Consider the following 17072-nt stretch of genomic DNA (forward strand, 5'->3'; position numbering starts at 1 on the left):
CAAAATGGAGGAAGGTAATGATCTCCATTTCGGATAAAATCAAGCATCTTCAATGATTACGGGTATATTTATGTATATTGGCTCTCTATACCAACTTCACTCTCACTTCCCCCAACTTGTTTAAATATAGTGGCGACGTTCAAGTAGCAGGATAAATCTTTCTCTTCGGGACGTAAAATATAAGGAATTTCACCTAATTGCGGCGCATTAATATGACGGCGTAACCTATCCATCACTTTGGTATAGTGCGATAAACCAGGATTAATTCTGTTAGCTATCCACCCTACTAATTGCAATCCATCATTTATTATTGCCTGCGCAGTTAAAATTGAGTGATTTACACAGCCAGGCTGAATACCGACAACTAAAATGACTGGGATTTTTTCCCTAATCACCCAATCAAAATAAAAAGTTTCATCATCCAGTAATACACGCCAACCACCGTTACCTTCAATAATAACGCGATCTGCTTTATTACTAAGATTATTCAATCCTTGTTTCATCTGTTCGAAATCAACCTGATTCCCTTCACAATACCTGCTTTTCCAGATAACTGGGTTAATTTCTTCATATTTAAGCGGAACGGGAGAAGATTTTTGTAGAATAATGCCATCTCGATTACGCATACCCTCTTCCGTTTCATACCCTTCTGTGGCTATAGGTTTATACCCTACTGCCGTTGCTCCGTCACGATTAAAAAATTGTAATAATGCACGGGTAACAACTGTTTTACCTATGTTGGTATCTGTCCCCGTAACAAATAGGCGCGTTAACATAAATTTTGTTTTCCATAATGACAGATAGAATCCGATTAATGAGCGCTTAAGTCTAGAGGATGCAACTATAAGGGAGATTGCGTTAGCTCAATGTTTTGTTTAATTGCTACATCAATTTAGCCAAAAAACGATATGTAATTAATATTACAACCAGATAACCGCTATCAAGCATATTATCCTTTCATTAAATTGATTAATAATGAACCATCATATAAAGCTTTTTTAACTGATGCTACCGAAGATAATGTGCCTGAATTATTAAATTTTGTCGCAACTAACTCAATCTGTTTGCTATAAGCAGGCAAAGCGTGTCGTTGAATACATTCATTAATCATCGGATAAAAAATTTGCTGTGAAGCATTAAGGGGAGAACCTATCAAAATTTTTTCTGGGTTAAATAAATTAACCATAATTGCGATAATATGACCAATTTTCACCCCGATATCACGAATAATATCTATTGCTAAAGTATCGCCATTATTAACCGCCTGACAGAATGATTCAATAGTCAGTGGTTCGCTGTTCAGTAAAGAATCCGGTACCATTGTCAACTGCCGTTTTACTCTGGATAAAATATGGCTGATACCGACAACCGTTTCCAAACACCCAACATTCCCACAATAGCAGCGTTTACCATCAGGTTCAGCCTGAATATGCCCTATTTCCATGACACCACGGTTGCCAGCATGTAATGTTTGCCCCGCAATAATCACGCCAACGCCAACATGTTCATCAATGACCATTTGGATAATATTCTGACAATTTTTTGCCGCCCCATATAATGATTCAGCTATCGTCCAGGCGGTTATTTCATGTTGAAGAAACACCGGTAATCCAGTACGACGATGTAGATATTCTCCTATTGGCAATTCCTGAACCTGGTAATAAGGGAAACTGTGGATTAAACCCCTGATCGGATCAACAATGGCATTTATCGTTATGCTAATTGCCGTCAAACGCTCAAGACGAGATTGATAACGGCCGAAAAATGCATCAATCTCGTCAATAATACACTCTAAAAAGGATTTTTTCTTGTTGATCGGTAATGGCAATCTATCTTCAACAATTAACTTACTACTTAAATCACGCAGTCCCAATATTAAACTTCCCAAGTTAATACTGACACACAGGAAATGCCAACCTTCTGAATCAAGCTTCAATCCAGTCGCCGGACGCCCTCTGAATCCCAAATCCAGAAATTCCGTTTCCATAACTAAGTGCGCATCAATCAATTCACGGACAATTTTAGTAATACTGGCTGGAGCAAGTTGAGCTTTTTTGGATAGCTCAATCCGGGAAATTGGACCATATTGATCAATTAACCGATAAACAGTACCAATATTAATCTGTTTTATCTGATCAACATGCCCCGGCTGTCCATCCATTATTTACCCTTTTACGCGCTCATTAATTCACGTTTCAAAATAATTGTTGGCTGATTATGTCGAGGTTTTAGGCAAAACGTATGATTCTTTCAGTAAATATGTGATATTCAGCACGAAATTTAGCTAATTTCTACTCATTTTTTCCATTTAGAATATTAGATATGAGTAGGTTTATCAGTCTGTCTGCTGCGGCCGATATTGGCCGGTTTTTGTGATTGACCAACCAAACCTCAGAGCAAGAATGATTATCAGCCAATGGAATATACTGGACGCCATCCACTTTCATTCGAGTAAAAGATTCCGTCACAACGCTGACGCCTAACCCCGCAGAAACCAACCCAAGAATGGTCATTGCTTCGCCTGCTTCCTGTGAAATCATCGGCGTCACACCTGCTTGAGCAAGTAATGTGATAATTTCATCATATAAAGCAGTCCCGACATCGCGCTCAAAAAATACCATCGGATAACCCGCCAACATTTCGAGCTTTATTCCCTGCGGAGCATATTCCAGCAAAGGATGTCCATCATAAACAGCCAGCATAAAAGGTTCTCGAAATAATAGCCGATACTCAAGGTTATCGGGTAATGGGGTATTACGCATAATGCCAACATCGATCCGTCCAGTCAGTAATGGCGCAATCTGCTGTTTAGTATTCATCTGATGCATATGAATAGCGACTTCCGGGTAACGTTCCCGAAATTGCCGTAAACTCAGAGTGACTTTATGCATAAAGGGGGTCGTAGAGGTAAAACCGATAGATATTTCACCTAATTCTCCTTTTTGCATTCTTGCGGCCTTTGTTGCCGCAGCATCAACCTGAGCCAGGATCTGATAAGCTTCTTTTAGAAACATGTTACCTGCCGGAGTTAAACTCACATTCCGGTTATTACGTTCTAATAACTGTGCATTGATATTATTTTCAAGTGATTGAATTTGTTGGCTTAACGGAGGCTGTGAAATATTAAGCCGTTCCGCTGCACGACCAAAATGTAACTCCTCTGCCACTGCAATAAAGTAGCGTAAATGCCGTAACTCGATAGCCATAATCACCTTTAAGATCTAATACATATCATTATTAATGATTAATATATTAGACAAAATATTTTGCAATTCATATGCTTGATCTTCATAAAAATATAAACTAACTAATGAGTTAAGTAAGGAAATGATGTGAGCGCCAGCCCTAGTAGTAATAGTAGTATCAGTGAAAACCCAACTCTTGATAATCATCTTGTTCAAAATAAAAAAAGTTATATTCAGAAAAACGATCCTCTGTACATTAGAGTGACGTTGTCACTCTTTATCGTCGGATTAGCGACATTTGCCCTGCTCTATTTTGTGCAACCGATTCTACCTATGTTGTCGGAAGATTTTGGTGTTTCTCCCGCGACCAGTAGCTTATCTTTATCCCTTTCAACCGGCATGTTGGCGTTGGGTTTACTAATAACCGGCCCTCTGTCTGATGCCATTGGTCGTAAAAATGTGATGGTAACCGCGCTAACAACGGCGGCCCTTTTCACTTTACTCAGTGCATTTATAACCAGTTGGCATGGAATTCTAGTTGTACGCGCTCTGGTTGGTTTGTCTCTCAGTGGCGTAGCCGCCGTTGCAATGACTTATCTTAGTGAAGAAATCCACCCTAATTTTGTTGCTTTATCAATGGGACTTTATGTTAGTGGTAATTCTATTGGCGGCATGAGTGGACGATTAATATCAGGTGTTATCACTGACTATTTCTCATGGCGGGTTTCTGTCATCGTATTAGGTTTATTGGCATTAATTGCGGCAATGATGTTTTGGCGTATGTTACCTGAATCGCACCGTTTTCGGCCAAGCTCTCTCAAACCTAAATCTTTATTAATCAATCTAAGATTACATTTTCGTGATAAAGGATTGCCATTACTGTTTTTTGAAGCCTTTTTACTCATGGGCGGCTTTATTACTCTATTTAATTACATAAGTTATCGTTTACTGGATTCACCCTATCATTTTAATCAGTCAATTGTCGGTATGTTGTCTATTGTTTATTTAGCAGGGACATACGGAGCCTCCAAAGTAGGCACATTAACCCATCAATACGGGCTTGGAAAAGTGCTGATCGCGACAATAAGTATGATGCTAATCGGTACGCTTATTACCTTATTCTCATCTGTGGTGACGATTATCATTGGGATGATAGTCCTCACTTTCGGTTTCTTTGCTGCACATGCTGTTGCCAGCAGTTGGGTTGGACGTCGTGCTCGCCGGGCCAAAGCACAAGCCTCTTCTCTTTATCTGTTTTGTTATTATTTAGGCTCAAGTGTGGCAGGTACTCTCGGTGGTATATTTTGGCTCCAATTAGGTTGGCATGGTGTTGTTTTATTTATTGCCATTCTTATCTTTTTGGCTCTACTTTTAGGGTTTAAACTCGCCAAACTGCCAGAGGCAAGATAAATAGAAAGAGAGAATAAGGCAGGCTGCACTCACTCACCCCGGCCACATAGTTCGCTATGCTCCCGGGGATTCGCTCCCTTGTCGTCGCGACGCATCTTGAAATCCATAGGATAAAGCCATTCACTAATTAATAATGACTTGATAATCTGTAGAAATTAAATTTGCTAAAAAGTTTGAACTTACTTTATTTTTGACAAAAAAAGAGAGATTTGGAAAGATAGAATCTTTACCACTATAACTTAATTCACCCTCTTTTATAATATAACAACAGGGTTCAATTAAATTTATGCTGTACTCTCCAGCGCCTGTATCATCGGAATATATACCAAAATTATCAAAACCATTCTCAACGTATTCCCCGTTATTGAAAAACCAATCTTGAGTTGGCTTCTCTCTGGACATTTCTGCCGTAAAATTTCGTGGAGTGAAAAACTGAGCTTTAAACGTGAATGCAAGATAAAGATTTGAAATATTTGGATAACAAAATAAATTGCGAAATTCTGAAATATTCCGGCCGCCCAACCATATAAATCCTGGAGTATAAATACGAAAATTCAAATTCTCCGCACTCCATTTCTCTATCTTTCTATCTAGTGCCAATGGGAATTTCATCACGATACCATTTGGAGCATATTTGTTTACATAGATATTAGTCATCATTGTGCCTCATCTTTTAATTAATTTACTTGGCTCAATAGCCCCAACCTTGTTTATTATCTCTTTTTTACAGTATAATGCCATAATCGGATTACCGCTAATATTCCACGGTTAAAATTACTTCACCATCATCACATTGTAAAAAAAACAATAAGAAAACCGTGAAATTTATTTAGGGCAGTTGCAAAACATTCACCTGACGAAAAATTATTATCAGCACCGATATCAACATTGAAATAATATACAGCAAGATTATTCCCATGTAGGAATAAACAGTTAATCGAGTAACGAGAATACACTGGATTAATATCCAGTTTACATGTAGCATCCAGATTGACTTTAATAAGGGCCAAACGGCCCTGTCATTATGCTGCTCTCACTATGTAATTAAATGCAATGTTGCGGGGGCGATTTTCATTGGCAGTCGGCACAGCACGAGATGCATCAAACGATAACACTGCAAGTCGATCACGTGCACCTGCTGTACTCATTGGCCGATTATCTGCTGCACTGTATTGACCGTATTCGCCTGAAGTTAAAAATGCTCCAGATGCACTGCCTGAAAACATTCTTCCTGACATGTTTGCTGTACGTCCTGTTATTGATGCTGTGATATTTCTAATAGCGTCACCCTGCCACGACAACACCCCACGCCCCACATCAACATCACGCCCATTATCCCATCCTCGGATAAACTCGCCTCTTAAATCGGGCAATCTACCATTAGGATAAGCCTTGGCTAACCCCGGAAATTTTGACTTATCAAAGACTGCTCCATTACATTGAAACCATCCAGCAGGAGGTGTAGTAGTTGGCCAGGGGATAGGAGTACCTACGGGGATATCATTAGCTTTACTACTATTAATATCTTCACGCAATGAATTTACTATTTCCTGAGCAAGCTTTTGTGTAACTGCCAATGTGTCGCTATTGCCAATCGCATTTGTAAGCTGAACAATGCCTTTTTGTGTTAATGAAGCATCTGGAACTTTTATTTTAGTTTTCTGTTCTAAAGCTCTATTTAATTGAGCGGTGAGTTTAGTTACATCACCATTATCCAAAACATCATCACCAGATTGTGTCGCAATAAAATCAGCTACGACGGATGATATCGTTGACGCCTGACGCAATACCTTATTTAGCAAATGAATGGGAACATCATTTGGTGGAAACCCAGTCAGTAAATCCTTACTTTCTTCATATAATCTTTGACTTACTACATTCGCATTACCATTAATAGAAAAAGCTTTAAAATCATTTCTCTGACTCATGTATCTTCTCTCTAAGTTAAATAATATTATTTTACAGACAACTCATGACAATTCAGTGTATTCCAAGATAATAATAATAAAACATTCTTATAGCTCAGAAGATTGATTTTTTATATAATTAAAGGAGTAAACAACCCAATATTTATCAACCAAAGACACCATGCTGAATCTATTTATGTTTTACATCTAAAATCATTCCACCATTTTATTTATTACTGAAATATTTTTATATTTCATACCTCTGAATGAGATTACAGGAAGATTATTTATTCCCATGTGGAAATAAGACGTATCGATCATAACAATGCTAAAGCTATCTTTACTACACGCAGAGCAAGAATTAAGAGTGAGCTGTGAATGTTTATTGAGCAGAACAAACACTTAATGATAGTTAGTGCGGTCTACCAAATATCAAGCTTCAATTATTCAGATATCAATCAAGTGAACAAACTGTGGCGCTATTATTGTAGCACGATTATGAAAGGTTATTTGGCTATCGGCCGTAAAACAATTTCTGCCGGACAACTACCTGCTGGATGCTGAAGAATAAAAACAATCGCGTCAGTGACAGATGAAAGCGGGATAGTTCCTATATTATTTGGTAACACCGCGCCTAACACCTCAAGCTGACCCGGTGAAATTGCACATACTCGTACACCTTGTTGCCATAGTTCTTGCTGTAACGCTACAGTAAACCCAATGACGGCCCATTTCGATGCTGCATAGCAACTGGCCCCTGGCAAGCTGGCTTTTCCAGCCAAGGAGCTAATATTAATAATGGAGGGCTGCGTGCTTGATAATAGATGTGGCAAGGCGAGATATGTCATATGAATTAAAGCAGTGATATTAGTCGTAATAACTTGATCAATTTCTTCCGGTATTAAATCCATCAAATTGCCAAAATGGAAAGCACCGGCATTATTGATTAATACATCCAATCCACCCAACTTTGCACAAGTGAAATCTATCAACTGCTGGCGGAAATTATCATGACATATATCCCCAGAAAATGAGTATATTTCGCAGTTATCCTGATATTTTCGGGACAATTCTTTAAGTCGATTCTCACATCTTCCCGTTATCACCATTCGAGAACCATTGCATGCAAGCATTTCAGTGATTGCATGACCAAGCAAGCCACTGGCGCCGGTGAGTAATACACGTTTACCATGCAACATCTTCCCTCCCTAATAACGCAAAATAGCGGACCTCCATCCGGTGGTATTTATTCGCCAATTAGAAATCCGCTCAACCTTATATTGCTATCAAATAACTACAGAGTTATTTATCACTCGTTTTTTGATGATTCGGTACAAGAACGACAACCAAAACCAATCACCCTTCCCGCTTCACTACCAGATAAAGTGCGCGGTACTGCCCCAGCCAGACTCACCGGTTGGGAAAAAGTCGCTAACCGGAGAGAATTTTCCATTTGGCTTGTTTCAATCTTGCCCAGATTAGTGTTTTTCATATGATTTACCTCTTTTTTTATATTAGTGCGTCTGGTATGACGCGGTACTATCAACGCTCGCTAGGCCAGCGCTAACATACATTGCTGAGCTTGCACACGGACATAACTACTGGGATCATTCATGGCAAGGTGATAAACCTGATCACGATATTGTGTATCGGTAGCAAAACTCAGCATGGAAACAAAAGCGATAGAACGTAGCTCTTCACGGGTATGGCTGCTGGCAATTGTATGCAGTAGCTCTCTGCTACGTTCATTGCCCTCTTTCATCAAAACAGAAAACAAGGCTTTATGTGCGCGAAATCGTTCAAACCGCCCGTTTTTAATACGTGCAACCTGAAAGCCAGAATTATTTTCCCTATCCAGATCAAATTCATATTGGCGCTGTCCATTCCCTCTAGGTTGAATGATGATATTGATAGAGACGGATAAATTTGGTGGTGGAAATTGAATATGCATATCTTTACTGCGAAAGAAAAATATGACTTTGCCTGGAGATAACATCTTTTCACCAAAGTAATTCATAGCGACTTCTTCACCCTCAGCGCCATCAACGCTGCCATAGTCGTACTCATAAAGACGTGTCGTATAACCATCACCAAAAAAGTTAGTCGTCAAAAAATCGAAATTATGGTCATGAGGTTCTAACCAGGAAAATGGCGCAGGCGCGGACTGAGGTCCAAGTGGTAACCATAGAACCATGCGAATGGCAAATCTCCGTTCGCTGTATAGAATAAATGTCGGCGGCTGAACATCGTTTCCAGACTGGAATTGGTTGGGGAATACCAATTGGTTACAGATGATGTCCAATATTTCTTGCTTGTTAGCCGCAAAATCTACCAACCATTGACTGGCTATCTCTATCTCTTCCCGCTGGTAATGACCACAGGAAACGTTATCCACCATACTACTGGTCTTCAAAAGCTGAACCAATTCAGGCAATGCCAATGGCTTACCCGGTTTAGGCGTGAATTCAAGAGTCATGAATTTTCTCCTGCAAAGTTACCAATACTGCCTGAATCGCATTACGGACATAGTTGCTACTGTCATCCAACGCACTATCAATCAACGATTGTGAGGGTTGATGACGAAGAATAGCAGCCCATGCCATCGCTCTGGCTTCTTCCGATTGATGATTTTTAGCAATATGGATCAGCAGTTTTTGTGTACGTAGATTCCCCTGATATGCCATCAATGAGAAAATCGAACGCTGAGAAATTACCCGTTGCAAGTTATTGAATATAGGTTTGCCAACAATACGCCCTGCCGATTCCGATAATTCAAAAATCGTTTGTCGAACGGAAGGAATACTTTTAGGAATAATCAGATTCAAAGATGCTGACAACGAAACAGGTTCGTGCTGAATGTGCACATCCTTATTAGCGTAATAGTAAATAATATCCCCTTCTTCCAGAAACATATCCCCTGCATAGCTAAAAAGTGTTTCCCCACTGTCACTCTGCTCGATCTGAGAATAGTCAAAACCATATAGGGAGGTGCGGTATCCAGGGCCAAAGAAGCCAACGCTCATCAGGTCGAATGCATGATCATGGGCATAACGATAGGAAAAAGGGATACTTCGAGCCTGAAATCCCACAGGAATCCAGACCATCAGACGCAATGTAAAAATTGGGCAAGTGTACAAAACATAACTTTGTGATTGTCCATTATTGGTATATTGGAAAGTTTCAGGAGTCACTAAGGCGTTACTTATATGTTGCAATACTTCATGGCGATTAAGCGCCAGGGCCTTAAGATGGGTTGCCGTATTTAACATATCATCCTGGCTATAACAGGATGCTCTCAAACTTTCGAGCACGCCGGAATCAGTCAGATATTCAATTAAAGCCGTCAAAGTGATTTGAAAGCCAGGTTCGACTACCAATTTTATCGCCATGTTTAGTCCTCCCTTGCCGCGTCAAACCCACTGAGCCGTAAGCTATTTTTTGCTGTTTCTCGCATCATCGTATCGGTATCTTCACGAGCTATCTGGTGTAACAATTCCAGGCATGCAGCACTATCAATCTGTGCCAAGCTTTCAACTGCCTCCCAGCGAACAAAATTGGCATAATCGGACCTTGCGAGCTTCTCCAATACAGTACTTGCGCCATGATATTTCATCGCTCCTAAGAGCCGAACATATAGCTGAATACGTGACGCACTTAAATTAGTACAAATGGTTTCGACGGGTTGTAAACTTTTTCGATCGTAAATCCAACTGATCCACCCTTTAGCATCTGAATGTGCAATGAGTAAAAAAGATCCATTACGATTCTCATAACCGAAATCAAGAATATCCTCGTAAGCTTTAAAGCCATATAGCTGGTTTGGTTCGAAAGTGAAAACGCCTAATGAAGTCAATGCTTCTGGTTGTATAAATGGATCATTATGATTAATTTTGCATTTATAATAAGGAACTTGTATTGCCTCTTGTGTTGGATTGATAATAAAAGTATCAAATTCATTGACATATAGTCTTTCATTATTCGTTTTACCAATAAAGCGAACAAGTAAATTAAAATTTTTCTGCCGATGAATATAAATACTATCCTCAGAAAGAAGTTCATATTTATCAGTAATTTCTTTCTTTTCTAACAGATCATTCAATATATCGATAATGTTATCACGTGACAACTTACCCAAAACCTCACCAATCGACCAGAAATCTCCACCATTACCCGCCATCTTCTTGGTAATTATTTTCTCTAATTGGTCTAATTTGGTAATTTCTTCTACTGCCTGATCATCACAATGTAACTGTTTACTCTGATCAGCTTTGGGTAATCCCTGTTTTTCATATAGCGAGGTAAAATAACTATCACGTGAAGCACGTAACCAGTCTGATAGAGAAATATTTTTTTCTTCTGCTTCAGCGATAAGATTATCAATGCCTTTTTTAGCGATTGACTGGGCAATACCTTTATTAATGAGCATGTTTTCCAAACGGTCTTCTGTTTCTTTATTCACGACAATACCCATGCCAACTGAATATTGTGGCGTATTCCCAATATGATAATGATGTGACGGAAGAATAAATATATCACCGGCCTCTATTATCCAGTTATCGGCATAGGGCCGTAGTTTCTCCATATTAAACCGATACTTTATCCCGTCTATTTTTTCAAAAATATCCTTATCAAACAGAGACATTTCTTTGGCATTAGGCCCACAATGGAAATGCACTACCGAGCTATAAGGATCATCAAGATGAACACCAAATGGCGTATATCCATAGTTACCAATAAACAGACAGGTTCCTATGAAAGTATTTCTTTCCCCAAGAATTTTCCTCAGAGGAGCGAAAATAGAAGAAACTGCTTGAAAAATATAATCAGACCAACGTTCAGTATCATTGACAATCACACAGAACCGTTCACCCCCGGTGGCTCGTGATATCCAACTCTCAAATGTTTCGTCTTCATGAGGCTCAGTATAGAGAATAGGATCAATATGTTCCGCACTCAATCTCCCCTCTATATATACCCGAATTAAAGATTCCTGGGAAACCATCATTTCTTTTTTCAATATGCTAAATAGTGAAAATAAGACATCATCAGAAAACAACTCAGGATTAAAAGCTGCTTTTATTAACTTAGCTGACATAATCACAGGTTTATTAACTGGATCATAAACTTGTTCATCTTCTCTTATCTTATGCATCTGATAATGCTCACAAACCTCATTAAATTTTTTAACGTACTTAATATAAGCGTTCATATGTGATCCCGCCTTTTGATGATAGCGAAGAGAGATAGATAAAATAGGTAGGTAGATAAAAAAATAATAGGTGAGGATGATAAAATAGCAAGGGACAATTATATAAGGCGCTTATTAATGTGAATAGGTCAAGATGTACTTCGGAGAGCGTTAATTAAAACAGGAACTGGATAAAAAAACGAATTCAAGAATATGATCTATAAATAATTTATTTTAGTTTTATAATGAAATAATAATTTATTAAAAATAAAATCATAAAACAATTTCGCGTAGTAAGCGCAATAAAATTAAATAATCAAAGGCATTATATTGATATATAAATGCGAACAATATCACATATTTTACAATTAACTATTATCACCCTTGACATCATTTCACTCTATTTTTTATCTCAAAGAAACCAAAAGGCGACGCAGACGTCGCCCAATAGTTATTTTCTGTGAGGCTTAACAATCGAATTTTTATATTGTCAAACGGCCTCGTAACACATTACGAGTTTCAATGGACGATTGACTAAACAGAGTCCCGGTACTATTTCGAAACGCTTGATTCACTTCCACGGCTCGAATAGATGGGTGAACATTTACCGCTTCCGGTTCTAGTTGGGTGAAACGAGACAATGTATAAGCTTCACTTCCTTCCGAAGTACCTGCTGATGAATTAAGTTCCCAAGTATGATGATTCACTGCATAAGCTGTGCGCGCAAGCTCAATTATCCCTGAGGTTGTCGATACCGCACCAAAACCAAAGGATACCCATCCTAGAATATTAGCTGCCTTCGCATTACTGTCTGCAACCGCAGCAGCCGCTATCCCCGTAGAGAGCGACACCGCATTTGCGCCCAACGATATCGAAGATAATGCGATATCCCACCGTCTGCTGGAACGGCTGGCAACTTCACCAAATTCAAGAGGCACTGACCCGATAACACCCGCGCTGACTGCCTGAGAGCCACTCCGTGCCGATTTTACCAACGAAGAGGCGCTGATACCAAAACTCACAACACCTAATCCAAGACTAATCCAATTTAATATCCCAGATGTTTTCGGATCTTTTTCCGATAATGCTGCTGAGGCAATCCCTATCGAATCGGCAGCCAATCCAATAACGGTCGCAGTAACTGCAAACGCGCTGGTAGAAGCAATCGCCCCCAAAGCGCTCCCCGCAGCAATGAGACCCGCGCTAATTGCCGCTCCGGCCCCCAGCGACACAATCCCGACAATGATGCCAATTGCCCCTAGCACAATGCCTAATATCCCGCCAGCACTAAGATGACCGTTCAGATCAATCCGGTTTATGGGATCGCCTTGGCAATAGGTATAAGGGTTAACCCCTCCCTGACCAAAGGGACTCCAACTGTCGGGACTATGAAATCTCATGAGCACCGGATTGAAAACACGATATCCGTTACCTAAGAAGTACCATCCTGTTACCGGATCAACCTGAGCGCCATTCAAACCCGGTAATGAGGAAATTAAGCTTCTGAAACCATAAGGTGTGTAGGATAAAGCCATCAACTCGTTTTCGTTCTGACTGGCGATAACCGTACTGTTATGGTCAGTACCATATTGATAGTAGACAGACTGACCATTCTTGGTACTCTGATGACCAAGCCGTTGCTTATCGCTGTTCAACCAAGTAATGGTTTCATCACCCAATTGAACATTCGTCACTTTACCAGAAGCATAATGCTGCCGATTAACCGTACCATTCACCAAAACCTGTGCGGTTAATTTGTTCAATGCATCATACTGGTAGCTGCACACCAAATTACCCAACCGGTCTTTGACCTGTACCAAACGATTATTCTGATCGTAAATGAGCGTCTGCCCTTTTTCGTCGCGAATTAGATTACCGTTAGCATCATAACTTAACTCTATTTGCTGTTTGTCACTGGTAATACGAATAAGTTGAGTTGGATCAGTTTGACTAAAATGATAGTCCACCGTTTCCTTACCATCTCGATATGTATTATCAAGCCGTTTAATATTTCCCCATTGGTCATAATGGTAAATCTGCTGATTTAATACACGACCAGTATGATCAATCGGAGATTGTTCCCCTTCACATTGGTACTGGCTTAGGCGTTGATTACTATCATATTGATAACGTTCATTTTTCATAACCACGCCATCAACGGAAGTGGTACGTTGGCTGATTTGATTATTCTTTGTGTAGCTTAAAATAATGACTTGTATTGAGAAGTCACTAATTAGTGAGCGTTTTATTTCTCGATCAAAAACATCGTATTCAGTTTTTGTCACTAATTGGGATAATGATGTTGCATCTTTTGTCGTCGTTGTTATCAACCGTCCAACATTGTCATATTCAAATGTAGCGTATTGTGAACCTTGCTCTGTTTTAACTAATTTTCCTTGTCCGTCATAACTATAAACATGATCATGACCAAAACTATCTTTATGGCGCTGAATCAAGCCGGACATCGTATAACGGTAATCGCCTGACGAAACTGATTTATTTTCTCGTGAAAACGATTCGTGCTGTAATACACCCGATGGGAAATAACTGTAATTGCTCTGGGATACCCCCTCTGACGCAGATAATAATGCCCCCGTTTTCGGATGGTAACGAAAGTTTTGTTGGCTCGTCTCTGTGGTAAATTTAGACATCACACTGCCAAGAGAGTAAAGATAATCAATGTTTTGTTTATTGTGCGCAGGAGTGACAGACTGAATAGGTTTGTCACCTTGAGGTCCATATAAATATTCCGATTTACGTCCTCCCACTGTATCGCTGGTTACTCGCCCAAGGCCATCATAAACTAACGAACCCAATTGTGTTCCATTCACATTCAGCGCAGAAATTAATTCTTCATGGCTAAAGCTTGCATAAGCGGATTCTAATATTGTTCCGTCTGGCAAAGTTTTTTTCACTATACGATTAAACACATCATATCCAATTTGGGTAGCATGACCTTCTGCGTCTGTTTCAGTCACAGTACGACCAAATCCATCATAACGATAGGTACGAGTGCTATATACCGTACCATCAGGATGCACAGCTTTGATAGAAGCCGGTTGCTCAAAATTATTTTGCTGAATATTTAACATCCCCAACCCTTTGATCCCTTGAGTAATTGTCCTCGCAATAGGATCATGGATTTCCAGTTCTATCCGACCATCGCTGTATTCAGTACTATAACGATTTCCCCAACCATCATATTGATAGGTTTTCGTTGTAACTAAAGGAGTAGTCAGACGAGTCAAAGGATTAGCAGATAAATCCCATAACCAATCATTTGAAATTTCCTTGCTCAACTGCCCCAAAACATCATATTGTCTGGCAAGAACTTTTCGATATGTACCTTGATAAATCCCCGATGTTCCCCAAATACCATCATCATCTTGTTCTTCAATCGAACAAATACGTCCCATTCCATCGTAATGGGTTTTACGTCTGACACCTTGGGAATCAATTTCTATCATCACCGGCCAAAAATCATTTTCATCCCCGCCGGGATATTGATAAACATAACTACGTTTAATCTCTTTTGTCGTACCCGGGTCAATAATTTGACCTACAATTCGGCCCAAAAGATCATAAGACTGATCGGTAATCACGTGGTTTACATCAATTTTACGAAGTTGCCGATGGGTATAAATAGACGTCACATTTTTCGATTCCATATGCGCGCCATCAAACCCCGTCACCGTAGCATTTGTGGTTATCTCGCTTTCCGAATATTCATATTTAAATGTGGTGACCGTTTGTTGGTTATTTATCACTGACGTTATTTTTGCTAACGAACCATGAGATTTGTTTGTCGGTGAATTAACATAGTTAAAGGTTCTCACTATTTTACCGTCTATGGTTTCTGAGACTTTACTGACATACTCCTTAACATAAGCGCCGGTAAAAGTGGGCAATTTTTGATATGTGTAATGAGTCACTTTATTAGCTACACTTTGAGCAGCATCAGGCGATCCTTTTTGCGTAGCTGATTTTAAAAATCGGGAAAAACCCAATGGATCGGCAGGACAGTTATTACCTTCGCCGTTCACCGGATAATAAACGTATTCTTTCTGTATCCCACTGGTCTCAGTAATAAGTAGAGTATTTCCCCAATCATCGCTTTTAATATTAACACTCTCTTCTCGTGAAGTATTGGTTTGTATATCCGTATAACGAGTTAACACCCGAGATGGTTGTTGTAAATTTTCTGGTTGCTCTGAGAAACTTTTTGATGGATCTTCATTGTAAGTAATTTCTGTTGTAATTCTTTTATTGTCTTGTGTTTTTGCCTCTTTAGTCATTAAATGGAATTTATTAAATACTCTTTCTGTTACTGAAACCACATTTTGACCGTCTAAAATACGTTCAATGGATGAATAGGTATATTTACCTGTGACCAAATACAAATTATCCTGACTAGAATCAAAGCTTGTTCGGCCAGAAGAATAGCCCAAAAAATTATGCACTGAGCTATATTCATAGGATTTGCTGATCGCAGGTTGCCCATTACCCGGTTGAATAGTCAATGCAGCAGCATACGGAATAGATTCCGTGTCCGTCACTTTATGCCCATTTTCCTTATAACTCACTAGCTCAACATAACCGGTTGGGGTACGGAAGGAGCTGATAACCGGAAATATTCCTTTTAATGTCTGATAGGTCATCTTAAATCTGGCAGAATCAATAGGACCAGAAGCATCATAAGGTACAGTCACCGTAATAAGGTAATCGTTACGATAATCGAATGCTATTTTCGCAGAAATATTATTATCATCAGGGTATTCGACTGATGTACAATTATTGCCAGAGTAATTGAGTTTAAGGTAGGTTTTACCGGTCACACGGTATTTTATTTCAGACAATGCAAATCTTGAATTATAAATTAAATCAAATGCTTCGCCATCAGGAAATTCAAGTGCAACTGTTTTTGCAATGTCACTTGATCCAATTCGTTTAAGTATTTCTATAATGCCATTCTTGTTATAAACATAGAAAGTGTTACTATCGAGTTTATATACGCGCAAATCTTTTAATTTTTTATCTTTAAAGCTAAGATCATTATTATTATTAGGCGGCAATGGTTTACATTTAAACTGCTCCCCATTTGCTCGGCTAAATGTAAGTGTTTTTACATCTAATGTTGTTAATGAAAATCGCCAGCCAATACCAAACCCATTATTTAACGTTGTTAATGGCGAGAATGATAGATTAATAACCTGTTCAACATTACCAACATTATTTGGTCTTAACGTGATAATATTGATATTTGCGCTATATTGGCCTGTTCTGGGATCGACACCGGTATTAATATAAGAGCCAAAATTAAAAGCATTAGAATATATATCAGTAGCTTTCATTTTAAATTTCCTGTTTGATCAATTAATATTA

12 protein-coding genes are annotated in these 17072 nt (G+C 39.1%); 1 reads left to right on the forward strand and 11 read right to left on the reverse strand.

Features of this window, described 5'->3' with window-relative positions:
- Positions 1-68: 68 nt before the first annotated feature.
- From bioD to OO184_RS09660, 3 genes are all read right to left on the reverse strand, one after another.
- Positions 69-776, reverse strand: a complete 708-nt coding sequence (bioD, locus tag OO184_RS09650) for a dethiobiotin synthase (protein ID WP_265378992.1) — start codon at positions 774-776, stop codon at positions 69-71.
- A gap of 173 nt (positions 777-949) precedes the next feature.
- Complete coding sequence (gene mlc, locus OO184_RS09655) at positions 950-2161, reverse strand: sugar metabolism global transcriptional regulator Mlc (RefSeq protein ID WP_265378993.1); 1212 nt, start codon at positions 2159-2161, stop codon at positions 950-952.
- A gap of 130 nt (positions 2162-2291) precedes the next feature.
- On the reverse strand, positions 2292-3206 hold the full coding sequence (locus OO184_RS09660; protein ID WP_088372999.1) for a LysR family transcriptional regulator: 915 nt from the start codon (positions 3204-3206) through the stop codon (positions 2292-2294).
- A 156-nt stretch (positions 3207-3362) separates the two neighbouring features.
- On the opposite strand from OO184_RS09660, the gene OO184_RS09665 reads away from it, so the two are divergent.
- Positions 3363-4595, forward strand: a complete 1233-nt coding sequence (locus tag OO184_RS09665; RefSeq protein ID WP_265379049.1) for an MFS transporter — start codon at positions 3363-3365, stop codon at positions 4593-4595.
- A 123-nt stretch (positions 4596-4718) separates the two neighbouring features.
- On the opposite strand, the gene OO184_RS09670 is transcribed toward OO184_RS09665, so the two are convergent.
- The 8 genes from OO184_RS09670 to OO184_RS09705 all read right to left on the reverse strand — a co-directional run bounded on the left by OO184_RS09670 (position 4719) and on the right by OO184_RS09705 (position 17041).
- Positions 4719-5255 (reverse strand): hypothetical protein, encoded by a 537-nt coding sequence (locus OO184_RS09670; RefSeq protein WP_265378994.1) that lies wholly within the window; start codon positions 5253-5255, stop codon positions 4719-4721.
- 362 nt (positions 5256-5617) lie between these two features.
- On the reverse strand, positions 5618-6523 hold the full coding sequence (locus OO184_RS09675; RefSeq protein WP_265378995.1) for a tail fiber protein: 906 nt from the start codon (positions 6521-6523) through the stop codon (positions 5618-5620).
- A 485-nt stretch (positions 6524-7008) separates the two neighbouring features.
- Positions 7009-7701, reverse strand: a complete 693-nt coding sequence (locus OO184_RS09680; protein ID WP_265378996.1) for an SDR family oxidoreductase — start codon at positions 7699-7701, stop codon at positions 7009-7011.
- Positions 7702-7811: 110 nt separating this feature from the next.
- Positions 7812-7994, reverse strand: a complete 183-nt coding sequence (locus OO184_RS09685; RefSeq protein WP_265378997.1) for a hypothetical protein — start codon at positions 7992-7994, stop codon at positions 7812-7814.
- Between the two features lie 60 nt (positions 7995-8054).
- Positions 8055-8978, reverse strand: coding sequence for a hypothetical protein (locus tag OO184_RS09690; RefSeq protein WP_265378998.1), 924 nt, complete (start codon positions 8976-8978; stop codon positions 8055-8057).
- Positions 8968-9891: a hypothetical protein gene (locus OO184_RS09695; RefSeq protein ID WP_265378999.1), complete on the reverse strand. Its 924-nt coding sequence runs from the start codon at positions 9889-9891 to the stop codon at positions 8968-8970. Before OO184_RS09695 ends, OO184_RS09690 begins: the two co-directional genes overlap by 11 nt.
- Before the next feature lie 2 nt (positions 9892-9893).
- Positions 9894-11711, reverse strand: a complete 1818-nt coding sequence (locus OO184_RS09700; protein ID WP_265379000.1) for a HEAT repeat domain-containing protein — start codon at positions 11709-11711, stop codon at positions 9894-9896.
- A 461-nt stretch (positions 11712-12172) separates the two neighbouring features.
- The gene (locus OO184_RS09705) at positions 12173-17041 is read right to left on the reverse strand and encodes an RHS repeat-associated core domain-containing protein (RefSeq protein WP_265379001.1); all 4869 of its coding nucleotides are present in this window, start codon (positions 17039-17041) and stop codon (positions 12173-12175) included.
- Positions 17042-17072 lie beyond the last annotated feature (31 nt).

The organism is Photorhabdus aballayi, from assembly GCF_026153155.1.
Lineage (GTDB): Bacteria > Pseudomonadota > Gammaproteobacteria > Enterobacterales > Enterobacteriaceae > Photorhabdus > Photorhabdus luminescens.

Bases quoted from the DNA above. Each gene is read 5' to 3' on its own strand.
- bioD (WP_265378992.1), bottom strand. From the start codon at position 776: ATGTTAACGCGCCTATTTGTTACGGGGACAGATACCAACATAGGTAAA.
- mlc (WP_265378993.1), bottom strand. From the start codon at position 2,161: ATGGATGGACAGCCGGGGCATGTTGATCAGATAAAACAGATTAATATT.
- OO184_RS09660 (WP_088372999.1), bottom strand. From the start codon at position 3,206: ATGGCTATCGAGTTACGGCATTTACGCTACTTTATTGCAGTGGCAGAG.
- OO184_RS09670 (WP_265378994.1), bottom strand. From the start codon at position 5,255: ATGATGACTAATATCTATGTAAACAAATATGCTCCAAATGGTATCGTG.
- OO184_RS09675 (WP_265378995.1), bottom strand. From the start codon at position 6,523: ATGAGTCAGAGAAATGATTTTAAAGCTTTTTCTATTAATGGTAATGCG.
- OO184_RS09680 (WP_265378996.1), bottom strand. From the start codon at position 7,701: ATGTTGCATGGTAAACGTGTATTACTCACCGGCGCCAGTGGCTTGCTT.
- OO184_RS09685 (WP_265378997.1), bottom strand. From the start codon at position 7,994: ATGAAAAACACTAATCTGGGCAAGATTGAAACAAGCCAAATGGAAAAT.
- OO184_RS09690 (WP_265378998.1), bottom strand. From the start codon at position 8,978: ATGACTCTTGAATTCACGCCTAAACCGGGTAAGCCATTGGCATTGCCT.
- OO184_RS09695 (WP_265378999.1), bottom strand. From the start codon at position 9,891: ATGGCGATAAAATTGGTAGTCGAACCTGGCTTTCAAATCACTTTGACG.
- OO184_RS09700 (WP_265379000.1), bottom strand. From the start codon at position 11,711: ATGAACGCTTATATTAAGTACGTTAAAAAATTTAATGAGGTTTGTGAG.
- OO184_RS09705 (WP_265379001.1), bottom strand. From the start codon at position 17,041: ATGAAAGCTACTGATATATATTCTAATGCTTTTAATTTTGGCTCTTAT.